At 65.1% G+C, this 13738-nt stretch carries 6 protein-coding genes and 1 riboswitch; of the genes, 2 read left to right on the top strand and 4 right to left on the bottom strand.

Annotated features, from left to right (window positions below):
* The first annotated feature begins 137 nt into the window (after positions 1-137).
* Positions 138-776: a cAMP-activated global transcriptional regulator CRP gene (crp, locus tag AACW18_RS08960; RefSeq protein ID WP_025328082.1), complete on the top strand. Its 639-nt coding sequence runs from the start codon at positions 138-140 to the stop codon at positions 774-776.
* Positions 777-904: 128 nt separating this feature from the next.
* Positions 905-1705 carry a putative RNA methyltransferase gene (locus tag AACW18_RS08955; protein ID WP_218291769.1) on the top strand — a complete coding sequence of 267 codons (801 nt, stop codon included), beginning with the start codon at positions 905-907 and terminating at the stop codon, positions 1703-1705.
* A 116-nt stretch (positions 1706-1821) separates the two neighbouring features.
* Here the strand turns inward: AACW18_RS08955 and AACW18_RS08950 are convergent, their stop codons facing one another.
* From AACW18_RS08950 to AACW18_RS08935, 4 genes are all read right to left on the bottom strand, one after another.
* Positions 1822-4203: a M66 family metalloprotease gene (locus AACW18_RS08950; RefSeq protein WP_371317028.1), complete on the bottom strand. Its 2382-nt coding sequence runs from the start codon at positions 4201-4203 to the stop codon at positions 1822-1824.
* A gap of 168 nt (positions 4204-4371) precedes the next feature.
* Positions 4372-7041: a PKD domain-containing protein gene (locus tag AACW18_RS08945; RefSeq protein ID WP_256351826.1), complete on the bottom strand. Its 2670-nt coding sequence runs from the start codon at positions 7039-7041 to the stop codon at positions 4372-4374.
* Between the two features lie 131 nt (positions 7042-7172).
* Positions 7173-9773, bottom strand: coding sequence for a glycosyl hydrolase family 18 protein (locus AACW18_RS08940; RefSeq protein ID WP_218388427.1), 2601 nt, complete (start codon positions 9771-9773; stop codon positions 7173-7175).
* A 110-nt stretch (positions 9774-9883) separates the two neighbouring features.
* Positions 9884-9970: riboswitch (cyclic di-GMP riboswitch) on the bottom strand.
* 228 nt (positions 9971-10198) lie between these two features.
* Positions 10199-13672, bottom strand: coding sequence for a hybrid sensor histidine kinase/response regulator (locus AACW18_RS08935; RefSeq protein WP_218388426.1), 3474 nt, complete (start codon positions 13670-13672; stop codon positions 10199-10201).
* Positions 13673-13738 lie beyond the last annotated feature (66 nt).

Here is a 13738-nt window from a genome sequence, read left to right as displayed (position 1 = left end):
CGACGGGCAAAAGTCCCCAAAGCCTTGTCAGCACAGACAAAGGCTCTTATCCTACTGCGACCCAAACAAGGAATGGCAAGACTGGCAACTTGCCTGGACGCACGAGTCCATAAAAAAGACACTACAGAGGAAGTCTCATGATCATTGGCAAACCGCAAAGCGATCCCACCCTGGAGTGGTTCTTGTCGCATTGCCACATTCATAAGTATCCCGCCAAGAGCACCCTGATCCACGCCGGTGAGAAAGCGGAAACCCTCTACTACATCGTCAAGGGGACAGTCGCCGTCCTGATCAAGGATGACGAGGGCAAGGAGATGATCCTGTCCTACCTGAATCAGGGGGATTTCCTGGGCGAGATGGGGATGTTCGAAGAGAACGAGAATCCGGAACGTTCCGCCTGGGTACGTGCCAAGGGAGCCTGTGAAGTCGCCGAGATCTCCTACAAGAAATTCCGCCAGCTGATCCAGGTCAACCCGGATATCCTGCTGCGCCTCTCCGGCCAGATGGCCAAGCGCCTGCAGCACACCAGCCAGAAAGTCGGTAACCTCGCCTTCCTGGACGTGACCGGCCGGATCGCCCAGACCCTGCTCAACCTGGCCAAGCAGCCAGATGCCATGACCCACCCGGATGGCATGCAGATCAAGATCACCCGCCAGGAGATCGGCCAGATCGTCGGTTGCTCTCGCGAAACCGTCGGCCGCATCCTCAAGATGCTGGAGGAGCAGGAGCTCATCTCCGCCCACGGCAAGACCATAGTGGTGTTTGGTACCCGCTGATCGGATCCAAGGCTCCGTCCAGAGCCGTCAGATAAAAGGCTGCCACGGCAGCCTTTTTCGATCATCTTCCCCTATAATCCCGAACGCCCTCCCGTTTCATGGCCTTCGCCAAGAGAGTACCTACGCCTATGCATCTTCAATGCCCCCTGTGCCGCAGCCCCCTGCATCTTCACGAAGCCTCCCGCGGGGTCTATTGCGACAACAAACACCATTTTGACCCGGCGCCCGAGGGTTATCTCGACCTCATCCCCGGCAAGAAGGATCCCAAGGACAGCGACAGCCGCATGCTGATGCGGGCCAAGCGCCACTTCCTGGAACAGGGCCACCAACTGCCGTTGATCGAGGCGATGAGTGCCCTGCTGGCACCGCTCGGCACTCATGAGCTGATCCACCTCGGCTGCGGCGAGGGCTATTACTGCCGCGCCCTGGCCGAGCGCCTGCCCGGCTGGCGCTTCGGCGGGATCGATCTCGCCAAGAACGCCATCTTCGCCGCCAACAAGGCGCAGCCGGACGGCCACTTCGTCATCGCCGATCCGGCCCGCGCCCCGCTGCAAGCCGGCACGGCCCAGGTGCTGCTGGTCAACGATCTCAAGGTCAAGACCGAGCAGCTGGTCAGCTGGCTGGCGCCGGGCGGCTATCTGCTCTACCTGCAGCCGGGCCCCCGCCACCAGTGGCAGCTGAGGGTCAGCCTCAACCCGGTGAGCATGGAGCATCCCCTCAGCTGGCCGACCCTGGCGGGCCTCAACCCGGTTGAGCAGCAGCGCTGCCAGTTCTCCATGACCATGGATCAGGGCCTGCGCGGCCACATCCTGGAAACCAGCCGCCTCGGCTGGCGGGCCGGCGGTGAGCAGCGCCACGCCTTCACCCATCAGGGACCGGATGAGCTGGAGCAGGATGTGTTGCTGGGCCTGTGGCAGAAGCCGCTCTAAGCGCATCCCCTCCCCCATGAAAAAAGGCCCTGACGGGCCTTTTTTATTTCACGGGCATGCACATCGACAGCGCCGCTGACACAGGCAGATCCCCACGGGAACGAGGGAGATGCGCCTCATTCGAGAGGACGCCCGTTGACGGTGAAGGAGAGCGCCTCGCCCGCCGCCGGGATCGACGCCTGATCCCGCACCTGGCCGGCGCAGATCACGGCGGCGCTGCTCGGCTCGCTGGCCGTGGGCAGGTTGATGTGAAACTTGTTCATCACGCCGCCATTGAGGCGGTGATTGGCCAGCCGGAAGCGCAGCAGGCCATCGCGGGTCTCCACCTGCAGCTGGCAGTCGCGCTCCGCCACCCGCCCCGTGTCATCGCCATAACTGAAGCCATAGGCGCCGTGCAGCGCCGGGTAGATATAGCTGGGCAAGAGCCCGCGAGGATCGTAATAACCCACCAGGGTGGTCACCGGCACCCCGAATGCCTGCGGCTTGCGCGGCACCCGCAGATCCACCAGCGGCCCCTCGTTCCAGCGGCTGCCATCCGAGGTGTAGCTCTTCTTGAAGCCACGGGAGACGGTGATCTGCTGACCGTTGATGAAGAGGGTGCTGTTGTAAGCGGCGCCGTGCTCGACGGTCAGGATGCGGCCCGCATTCCCGGTCGCCGCGGGCGGCATCTGGATGTTGCGCGTCCAGTTGCCATCCCCCATGGCGACCCTGACCAGATCGTACTCCGCCAGCAGGGCCGTCAGCTTCGCCTCGCTCAAGTCGCTGACCGGCGCGGTGATCTGCTCCAGCAGATCGACCCTGTGCTGGTAGGGCTCCATATTGGCCGTGGCGGCATTCCACTTGCTGAACCCGGTCGGCGAGGCCGCATCGAACACCGCCTTGCTCTCGAGGAAGCGCTGGATGATGGCGGCCGAGTTGGGGCTGTAGAGGGTGAAGCGGTTGAAGCTGGAGAAGGGCGCCCCACCCGCCATGGCGTCGAAGCCGAACGGGTGCTCGTCGAAGGGGGCCTGGCACTGACCGTCTAGGCAGGTGCTCTGGCCGGTGCGGGCGACCCCGAAGTTGGGGATGAAGCGGTTGCGATCCCCATCCCAACCCCAGCTCGAGTTGACCGCGTCCGCGCTTCTGTGCACCGAGCCCAGGAAGCCGCCGACATAGTGGCCGAGGCCATAGTTGTGGCCTACCTCGTGGCTGAATTCGTTGCCGAGCGAGCTGTCCAAGGTGACTATGCCGCCCCCGCCCGAGCCACCGTGCACCTGCACCCCGTTGGCGTACTTGCCGCGGCTGTTGTGGGCCGCCAGCTGCGCCACCACATAGGGATGACTGCTCTCCCCCTCGCCGGCGGTGCTGTTGATGCCGTAGTTGGCGTTGTCGATGCCCAGAGAGATGAGCTCCTTGCCGATGCGCTGGCGCATGGTGCCCTCGTGCCAGCCGCCCTGACTGGGATCGAAATCGGTGAGCAGGGTACCATCCGGCAGCATGACTTCAGGCAGCGACAAGGGGGCATACTGGCTGACGATCAGCCGGCTGGTGGGCACCGTCTGGAAGTACTCGCGATGGGCCTCGGGATCCTTGGCGAAGGCAAACTGGTCGCGCGGTGTGGTCAGCATGCCGAGGTCTATGGTGTGAATGATCAGCTCACTCGGGGCCCCGATCTGCAGATCCGTCAGCTCGCCACTGAGAGTCCCCTGGCTGAGTTGCAAGGCCAGGCCTGGCCGGATCCAGTCGGCGGGCAGCACGGCGCTCCAGGCGTCGCTCGCATAGCGGATGCCGTTGTTCTCAAGCTCCCCGTCCCGGATCCACTGGCCCCCGACGAATTTGAACTGCAGGGTCTGGCCACGGGAGAGCGTCACCTGGCGACCGCTGTAATAGACGGTCGAGTTATAACCGGCATTGGAGCGAGTGCGCACCATCTTGCCCTCCAGCGCCGCCCCGCTCGGCAGCCGCATCTCTTTGACCCACTGGCCGTCGGCGGTCTGGATCTCCACCAGGGCGTGTTGCCCCAACCGCTCGAGCAGCAAGGCCCCGGCCGGATCGCTCAGCCGGGCCAGCTCGGCGCTGCTGCGAATGACATTGGTGGTGCCGGCCCCAGGGGTGAAGTCGACCCCCTCCTCCGGCGAACCGTCGAGGTAATAGGCCGTCTTCGGCAACTGCTCAGGCGGGTTGAGGGCCAGGGTGCCGAGCGTTTGCCCCGCGCCATCTCGCGCCGTCACCGTCATCGGCACGCCGCTCTCGGCCTGCTGGGGTCTGACCAGCAGCAGGCTCTTGCGCTGGGCCGTCAGCCTTGGCTGGTTGTCCCCCTCGACGGCATGAGACGGCAGGATCTGGCTCTGGGCAAACTGCACCTGCGCCGCCAGCGTGCCTTGCAGATCGTTGAGCGCGGGCTGGGTATTGAATAGCTGAACCGTGGGTGCCTGAACGGTAGGAGCCTGAACCGCGGCCAGCAGGGGGCCGCTCGCCAGCGTCGTCATGATCAGGCTGGCTATGTGGGTTATTTTCATTGTCGTGGTGCTCATGGTGATGGGGCATGTCCACATGCCCTGTTGTAGGAATCTTGCAAGCGAAGGGGTCACCCGCCACATCCGTGCCCCGTGCGGGAGCGGCCTGAGGGCGCTCTTGCCGGGATGCCACGGTGGGGAAAGGGGTGTGCGGCGCACACCCCCTGGGGATCAGGGGCAGCTGGCCGCCCCCAGATCTTGCCAGACAGCGTGCCGGCCGGGCTCGTTGCCCTTGGTCCAGTACCTGGCTTTCCATTTACGGCCGTTATGGGTGCTGAGCTCTCCCCCGCCGTAGGCCACGCCGGCATCCCAGCCGAGCTGTACCTGGCTGAGCAGCGCCCACTGATCGGCGGCGCGGCGTGGTTCGTTGCCCTGAGTCCAGTACTTGGCCTGCCACACCAGCTGGTTGTGGCTCACCCTGTCACCGCCGTTGTAAACCTTGCCGCTCTGCCAGGCGGGCCAGTTGGCCGCGGCCGGATCGGAGGCATTGCACTCGCCGCCACCGCCGAGCGGCGTCACGGTGAGCCGGGTCTGACCCTGGGCATCCAGGGCGCCATCGGTCACAGTGACGGTCAGCTCATACTCGGTCGCCACACTCAGGCTCGGGGCCGTGACCACCAGGGTCTTGCTGTTCTGGCCGCTGGCGCTGAGGCCGGCCGGCACAGTCCACTGGTAGCTGAGCGCATCACCGTTGGGATCTGTGGCGCTGGCGGTGAGGCTCAGCTGCTGGCCCGCCTGCACCGAGGCGGGTGCCAGCGCTACCAGCACGGGCGGCAGGTTAGGCGGTGGCGCCTGGTGGCTCACCACCATGCGATCCACGGCCGCCAGCCCCTGCTCGTCGGTGACGCGCAGCTCGAACGCCAGCTGGGTATCCTGAGCGACTGTGCCCAGGCTCAGCCTGGCTTGCGCCTGCTCGGCATCCCTCAGCGATGCCTGCGGGCCGGCGACCTGCTGCCAGTGGTAGCGCAGGGCACCGTTCTCCGGATCCAAGGAGGCGGCACCGTCGAGCACCAGTTCGGCTGGGCCCGTGGTGCTCATATCGCCACCGGCGTTGGCCAAGGGGGGCTGATTGGTGGCGGGTGGCGGCAGCTCGGGTTCGTCATTGCGCTCGCTCACCCCGGCATCGCCGGCCGCTATCCTGGCCTCTATGGTCTGGTGCATGGTGCGCCACTGGTAACCGAAGAAGACCCCCTCGAAGCGGCCTCCGGTCATGAGGTTGCTCTCCCGATAAGGCTCGTCTCCCGTGTGCCACAACCCCAGGTTGTGGCCCAGCTCGTGGCTCAGGGTGATCGACTGACCATAGACGGCATGGTTGCCAGGGCAGGCGCTCCGGTAGCCCGCGCGCGGCGCACCGCTGTCGGCGCCCATGCCGATGGAGGAGGCCCCTCCCATGCTGCTGCACACCCTGGCGTCATCCTTGTAGGCGCGCAGCACATAGAGGTTGGAGAAGACCCGATCCGCATTCGGGATCCAGCCCTCATTAAATGGGGCCTCCTTCTCCGAGCGGTCGGCCTCGTTGGACTGGCCATTGCCATTCTTGTCCCACTCGTGCACCAGCACGCCGTTGTCTACCCAGCTGAGGCTGATGTTGTAGGGGGCATAGCGGCGGCTCATGTCCGCCATGATGGTGGCGCCGTCGTCCCACAGGTGGCTCTGGCGCTCGCCGGGGAAGGCGATATAGCTGTAGGAGACGCTGACCTCCTTGGGGGCTGTGATGAACAGCCGCACCTGCTCCACCAGCCGATCATCTGCCAGGATCTCGAGCCAGGTCTCCCCCGCCGCCAGCCCCTGCAGTTGCAGCCGATCCTGGGTCTCGCCCTGCACCAGTTGCAGGCTCGCCAGCGCGAGGTTGGCGATGCGATAACTCAGGGTCACCGGCTGCGGGCCCGGCACCTTGCCGATCAACAGCGCCTCCGGCTCGCCCCGGCTGCTGAGCAGCTTCTGCTTCATGTCAGAGCCCAAGCCCGGGTCGAAGGCCAGCTTGTTGGCCGGATCGGGCAGCACCTGGGCATAGGGGTTCGCCTCCCGCGTCTGCTGCCCCTCGGCCGTCAACCAGAGCTCGTTCTCCTCGTTGGCACGAAAGCCCTGTTCGCTCGGGCCGGAGACATAGGTCAGGCGGAACTCATAGTCCCGATCGGCCCGCAGCTTGATGGGGGCGGTCGGGGTCAACTGCTTGCCCGAACCGAGCAGGATGCCGCCCTCGTAGGCGAGTTCACCGCTCTCCTTGTCGGTGAGGCGCAGGCTGAACTGACGGTTGTTGCCGCCCCAGAGCCCCTCCTGCACCCTGAACAGGGTGATCTCCAGCGCACCCCCACTCAGGGGATGCCCGGACGAGGCCACCTTGATGTCCCGGCTCAGGCTCTGGCCGGGGCCAAACTTCAGGATGCCCGCGGCCATGGCGGCCTCCTGCCAGAGGGTACCCAACTGCTGGGTTTCGCTCGGGATGGCCACGGCGGGATCATAGACGGTGACGGGCAATGAAAACGTGGTGGTGCCTGCCCCCACACCCACATAACCATTCCCATCGGGCAAGCCGTTATCGCGCACCTCGTACTTGGCCAGATAGTTGCCGACCTGCTGGGTGTTCACTGTGCCGAGCTGCTTGATACGGGCGCTGAGATCGCCATCGTTCTCGTCCCAGGCGGTCATGTGGGGGGCGAAGGTCGCCCCGAGCGGCAGTTGCAGGGCGAAGTTATTGACCCAGGCCTGCTGGTTGTAGATCCGTGGTGGCGCCTGATCCATGCGCCACTCCCCGGTGATGGAATTCTGTTGTGCCATAGCGCCGGTTCCCACGGCCAGCATGGCGAGCGCCAGGCTGTTCATTTTTCTTGTTTTTATCATTGCATACATCCTTCAATTTCGACCGCAGCGCACCCTGGTGCCTGCGGCGCAACGCAGCCGGTCCGCCGATGGCGAACCGCCTCCTCGTTGCGATGGGAAAAAGGGGCGCGCGGCGCGCGCCCCTTTGTGGATCAAGGGCAGCTGGCTGCGCCCTGATCCAGCCAGACATCGTGCTTGCCGGGCTCATTGCCTTTGGTCCAGTACTGGGCCTTCCACTTGTGACCGTTGTGAGTGGTCAGGTCTCCGGCGTTGTAGGCCACGCCGGCATCCCAGCCGAGCTGTACCTGGCTGATCAGCTTCCACTGATCCGCGGTGCGGCTCGGTTCGTTGCCCTGGGTCCAGTACTTGGCCTGCCACACCAGCTGGTTGTGGCTCACCTTCTCCCCCCCGTTGTAGGTGGTCGCGGCCTTCCAGGCGGGCCAGTTGACCGCGTCCGGGTCGGTGGCATTGCACTCGCCGCCCCCGCTGACCGGGGTCACGGTGAGGCGGATCTGACCCTGGCTGTCCAGGGCGCCGTCGGTCACAGTGACGATCAGCTCGTAATCCGTGTTGGCCGTCACGCTCGGGGCCGTCACCACCAGGGTCTTGCTGTTCTGGCCACTGGCGCTGAGACCGGCCGGCACAGTCCACTGATAGCTCAGGCTGTCACCGTTGGGATCGGTGGCGCTGGCGCTGATGCTCAGCTGCTTGCCCGCCTGCACCGAGACCTTGTCCTGCACCGTTACCACGGGTGGCAGGTTCGGCTGCGGCGCCTTGTTGGTCAGCACCACCTGATCGCTGGCCTTGAGGCCCTGATCGTCGGTGACGGTCAGCTCGAACACCTGGTTGATGTCGGCGCTGACCCCATCGAGCACCACCCGGGCCTTGGCCTGAGTGGCGTCGAGCAGGCTGGTCTGCGGGCCCGAGACCTGTTTCCAGCTGTAGGTCAGCACGCCACTTTCCGGATCATGAGAGGCGCTGCCATTGAGCGTTACCTCGGCCGGACCCGTGGCGCTCAGATCGCTGCCGGCATTGGCCACCGGCGGCTTGTTGACCGGTGGCAGGGTGCCGCCGTCCCCGTTGCCGAGCCCCTCGTGCATGGCGTTGAGGATGTCGCCGTTGTCGGCATCGATCTCCCAGGCAAACAGGCCGCCGAGCTGGTTGGCCAGCACATACTGCCCCTTGGCCTTGACCGAGCGGTCGTTGTCGAAGCTGATGAGCTCGCCGGTGCTGGCCTTGAAGACGTAAGGCGCCTCGGCCGTCTCGTCATAGCCCTGCTCCCAGCCGGCGCCCATGCGGTTGTTGACGATGTCGCGGTAATCCACCACGCCATTCTCCCAGGTGCCCTTGATGGGGCCGGTGGCACTGCCGGTGAAGGGATTGCCGGCCTGGTAGCCGTTCACCCCGCTCCAGCCACGGCCATACATGGCCGCCCCGACCACTATCTTGCCCGGGGTGACCCCCTGGCCGAGCAGCGCCCTGACGCCCTTGTCGGTGGTGTACTTGGTGTTGGCATCCCAGCTGGATGCGAACAGGTTGGTCTGGTGGGCCAGATTCTGCAGGTCGAAGGCGCCGCTGAAGTCGTAACTCATCAGGAAGATGTGGTCCATGTACTGCTGGGCCGCCTGATAATCGACCTTGGCAATCTTGTCGCCACCGGCGCTGATGGCCGAGGTCAACTCGTACTGACGGCCGGTGCTGGCCTCCAGCTCATCGAGCATGGCGCGCAGCTCCTTCATCAGCGCCACATAGGTAGCGCCATCGTTCGGGCCACCCAGGCTGGGGTTGGCCCCCTGGCCGCCCGGGAACTCCCAGTCGATATCCACCCCGTCGAAGAACTTCCAGGTTTGCAGGTACTCCTTCATGGACGCCACGAAGAGGTCGCGCTTGCTCTTGTCACCGAAGAAGAAGAAGGGATCGGACAGGGTCCAGCCCCCCACCGAGGGGAGGATCTTGAGATCGGGGTTGGCCTTCTTGAGCGCCATCAGGTTGCCGAAGTTGCCCTTGTAGGGCTCGTCAAAGGCGGAGAGGCTGCCCTGCGGCATCTGGATGGCGGCCCAGGGATCGTGGATCGAGACCTTGAAGTCCTCCCGCCCGGCACAGGAGCGCTGCAGCGCCTCGAAGCTGCCGGAGATCTCCTTGAGGCTGTCGTTGATGCCATTGCCGCCGCAGATGGGGGTGAAGCCGTAGAGGATGTGGGTCAGGTTCTGGGCCGGGATCTTGTCCACGGTGAACTTGCGACCATAGACGCCCCACTCCACGTAGTAGGCACCGACCACCTTGCCGGACTTGTTGGCGTAAGGCTTGTTGTTCTCCTGCAGCGGCGCCTTGAGCGGCACCAGGTGGCTGCCGTCGGTGTCGGCCACCAGGATCTCTTTCTTGTCGGAGAGGGTACAACCCTCGGCGTTGCAGAGCGCGATCTGCATCTGGTAACGCCCCCCCTTGGTCACCTTGAAGTTCGCGGTACCGGCGGCAGAGGCCGCGCCGGACCAGACCTCGTAGCCATCGAGCAGCACCTTGGCGGTCTGGCCCAGCTCGCCGGACCAGAGGTTCCAGCTCACGCTGACCGGGGCGCCATCGGCGTGGACCTTGACCAGCTTGTTGTAGGAGGTGGCGGCTTGATCCACCTCGACGATGGCGAACTTGGTTTCGCCCCAGCCGATGGTGGGTTTACCGGGGAGCGCGGCAAAGGCGGAGGTGGTGCAGAGCCCCCCGACCAGGAGCGCCAGCAGGGAAGGTTTTGGACTTAACATAGGTGAACATCCTTTTTCGTTTTTGGAATAAACAACGAAAAAAGGCAACGCAACCGGCCAGGTAACGCAGACGACATCGCACCATGGCTTGGCCCATGGACGAAACAACCTGTGGTGGCCCCGCTATCCTAGGTACTCTGACCCTTAGACCGGAGGCTTTGCGTCCCGGACTTTCATCCGGTTTGCCTTTTTTGCACAACTTGATTTGCGATGAAAATAATCGCCGAATGACTATAGATGAGCGCGTGACCCGCGCCACCTAGTAAAAATGACAGTGAATGGGACTCACTATTGCTAGTTGGCCGCGATTATGCAGAGAACCGCCCGCAACACCCCCAATAAGTAGATGAAGTGATTACTCCCGACTCGGCCTGTCGGCGATTAATTCTGTGAGTTGGCTCACTGTCCTGGCCCCGACAATCTGATCAGCGTACAGGTAACAGCAAGCTGTTCATCAGCGCCCGCAGCTTGAGCGGCTTGACCGGTTTGCTGACATAGCCGTAACCGTGCTCGCGGATCTGCGCCTGCAACTCGCTCTTGCGATCCGCGCTGATGATGATGCCGCCGATGCCGTTGCCATGGGCCAGCCGGATCATGTGCAGCGCCTGCAGCCCGGTCTTGCCGTCATCCAGGTGATAATCGGAGAGCACCAGCTGGGGCTGGAAGCCATCGGTGATGAGCGCCTCCGCCTGCACCAGGCTCTGGGCGCAGCGCACCTCGCAGCCCCAGCGCCCCAGCAGGGAGTGCATGGCGGTGAGAATATCGTCCTCGTTGTCGATGCAGAGGATCCTGACCCCCTCCAGCTGACTGTCGCGCGGGGCGGGCGCCGCCACCAGCACGGGCGTCACAGGCCGGGTCGCGAGGTTGAGGGTGATGGCAAACACCGAGCCCGCCTCCGGCCAGCTGCGCAGGGAGAGCGGGTGGCCCAGGACCAGCGAGATGCCGCGGGCGATGGCGAGCCCCAGCCCCAGTCCCTGCTCCCTGGCGGTGCGCGAGTGATCGAGGCGGGAGAACTCGTCGAAGATGGCCTCCTGCTTGTCGACGGGAATGCCGGGGCCGTTGTCCCACACCTCGATGCGCACCTTGTCCCCCAGCCGGCGACAGCCGAGCAGCACCCGGCCGGCCGGGTTGTAGCGAAACGCATTGGTGAGGAAGTTCTGCAGCACCCGCCGCAGCAGGCGCACGTCGCTGTACACGGCCAGCCTGCTCTCCACCACCGAGAACTGGATGTCGCTCGCCTGGGCCAGCACCCCGAACTCCGCCTTGAGGTTGTCGAACACGTCGCTCAGGGCGAAATCGAGCTTCCTGGCCTTGAACTTGCCCGCCTCTAGCCGCGAGATGTCGAGCAGATCGGTGATGAGATCCTCGGTCGCCCCCAGGGCATCGTCGATGTGGCGGGCGATGCGGGCCTGCTCCCCCGCCTGGGGCAGCATCTCCAGCAGGGAGGAGGTGAACAGCTTGGCGGCGTTCAGCGGCTGGGTCAGATCGTGGCTCACCGCCGCCAGGAAGCGGCTCTTGGAGTGATTGGCCCGCTCCACCTGCTGGTTCACCGAGAGCAGCTGGCGGTTCAGCTCGGACAGCTCGTGGGTACGCTCGGCCACCCGCGCCTCCAGGTGCTCGTTGGCTTCGCGCAGCACCCGTTCCGCCGCCCGGAACGGGGTGATGTCGGTAAAGGTCATCACGAAACCGCCGGCCGGCATGGGGTTGCCCTGCATCTCGATCACCCGCCCATCCGGCCGCTCCCGCGCCGAGACATGAGGGCTGCCACGCTGCATGAAGGCGACCCGCCGCGCCACATGGGCCTCGATCTCGCCCGCACCGCACAGCCCCTGCTCGGCGTTGTAGCGGATGATCTCCTCGATGGAGCGCCCCACCTGGATGAGACCGGTCGGGTAGTGGAACAGCTCTATGTAGCGCCGGTTCCAGGCCACCAGCTTGAGCTCCCTGTCCACCACCGAGATGCCCTGTCCCATGTGCTCTATGGCCCCCTGCAGCAGCCCCCGGTTGAAGCGGAACACGTCTGAGGCCTCGTCCACTATGGTGGCAATCTCCTCGAGCTGCATGTTGCGCCCCTGCAGGGCCGAGGCCAGCACCAGCCGGGCGGACGAGGTGCCGAACACCCCCGCCAGCAGCCGCTCGGTGTGGGCGATCAGTTCCGCCGACGCCTGCATCTGGGGCGCCAGGGTGCCGCCGCGCTCGCCGGCGAAGCGACCGAAGGCGCGCTTGACCCGGCTCGAGCCGACGAAGCGGGCCGCCAGCATCTCCAGCTCCTTGACCGAGACCCGCGCCTGATAGAGCGCAGTGGTATCCCGGCTCGGCTTGCCGACGAAGTTCGCCGCCTGCAGCCGCTCGCTCACCGCCGCCCGCGACAGCAGGGAGCCCGCCACGTAGCCGAGCAGGTTGAGCAGCAGGCTCAGGAAGATGCACCAGGCACCCAGGCTCAGATCCCGGAACGCGGGCCAATCGGGGGGCGCCAGCAGCGCCTCCAGCGGTGAGCCCGCCAGCAGGCCGCTCTCCGCCAGCAGGGTGATGAACCAGAGGCTGACCCCGAGCGCGAGGCCAAGGTAGACCCCCTTGCGGTTGCCGTGGCGCCAGTAGAGACCGAGCAACAGCGCCGGGGCGAACTGGGCCACGGCGCCAAACGACAGGTAGCCGATGCGCGACAGGCTGGTGAGATCCCCGAGCCAGAGGTAGAGCGTCCAGGCCGCCAGCAGGATCAGCAGTATGGCGCCACGGCGTACCTGCAGCAGCAGGCGCACCAGCCGCTCGTCCCGCCCCTGCTGCCAGAAGCGGCGCAGCAGCACCGGCAGCACCAGATCGTTGCTGACCATGATGGCCAGGGCGATGGTGCAGACGATCACCATGCCGGTGGCCGCCGAGGTGCCGCCGAGAAACGCCAGCATCGCCATGCCGTCGTAGCCGAGCGACATCGGCAGGCTGATCACATAGGTATCGGAGGCCATGCCGGCCCCGACCCACTGCTTGCCCGCCAGCGCCAGCGGCCAGATGAAGAGCCCCATCAGGAACAGGTAGAGCGGGAACAGCCAGCGTGCCCAGTGCAGATCCTGACCCTGGTTGTTCTCCACCACAGTCACATGGAACTGGCGCGGCAGACAGATGACGGCGCACATGGCGACCAGGGTATAGATGGCGAGCTCCAGCAGGCTGCCCGGCGTGACCGCCACCACGGCATCGAGAAAATCGTCGATCACCTGGCTGCGGACCGGGCTCGGCTTAGCGATGATGAGCCAGAGCGCGAAGCCCCCCACCCCCATGAAGGCGAGCAGCTTGACCACGGACTCGAAGGCGATGGCCACCACCATGCCGCGGTGATGCTCGGTGGCATCCAGGTTGCGGGTGCCGAACAAGATGCTGAACAGCGCCAGCAGCAGGGCGACGCCGAGGGCCAGCCCGGCGCTGCTGCTGGCGGTCGACCCCAGGGTACCGACGGGCACAGAGTTGGCCATCAGCAGATCCAGCCCGGTGACGATCGCCTTGAGCTGCAGCACCAGGTAGGGAAGTATCCCCATGATGGCGATCAGGCTGATCACCATGGCGAGGCGCTGGGACTTGCCATAGCGGGCGGCGATGAAGTCGGCGATGGAGGTGATGTGCTCGCGCTTGGCCACCAGGATGAGGCGGGCCAGCAGGCGCCAGCCAAACAGGAACACCAGCATGGGGCCGAGGTAGATGGGCACCGGCGACCAGGGGGATTCGCTGGCCTGGCCGACGGTGCCGAAGAAGGTCCAGGAGGTGCAGTAGACCGCCAGCGACAGGCTGTAGAGCAGGGGCTGCCCCTTGAGGCGACGGCGCTTGTTCTTGTCCGCCACGAAGGCGATCAGGAACAACAATCCCAGATAGGCGAGCGACAACCCGATCAGCAGCCATCCTTGGTGCATCTACATAATTCCCTTGTCCAGATGTGTTGAAAGCCCCGCCAGTCTAGAGAGACGGCGGGCCCCTGT

The sequence above is a fragment of the Aeromonas sp. sia0103 genome, from assembly GCF_963895295.1.
GTDB classification, from domain to species: domain Bacteria; phylum Pseudomonadota; class Gammaproteobacteria; order Enterobacterales; family Aeromonadaceae; genus Aeromonas; species Aeromonas encheleia.
The sequence above is the reverse complement of the archived record's forward strand: the minus strand, read 5'-3'. Positions and strand labels throughout refer to the sequence as shown.

Coding starts and splice junctions, on each gene's coding strand:
- AACW18_RS08950 (WP_371317028.1), bottom strand. CDS start 4,203: ATGAAAATAACCCACATAGCCAGCCTGATCATGACGACGCTGGCGAGC.
- AACW18_RS08955 (WP_218291769.1), top strand. CDS start 905: ATGCATCTTCAATGCCCCCTGTGCCGCAGCCCCCTGCATCTTCACGAA.
- AACW18_RS08940 (WP_218388427.1), bottom strand. CDS start 9,773: ATGTTAAGTCCAAAACCTTCCCTGCTGGCGCTCCTGGTCGGGGGGCTC.
- crp (WP_025328082.1), top strand. CDS start 138: ATGATCATTGGCAAACCGCAAAGCGATCCCACCCTGGAGTGGTTCTTG.
- AACW18_RS08945 (WP_256351826.1), bottom strand. CDS start 7,041: ATGATAAAAACAAGAAAAATGAACAGCCTGGCGCTCGCCATGCTGGCC.
- AACW18_RS08935 (WP_218388426.1), bottom strand. CDS start 13,672: ATGCACCAAGGATGGCTGCTGATCGGGTTGTCGCTCGCCTATCTGGGA.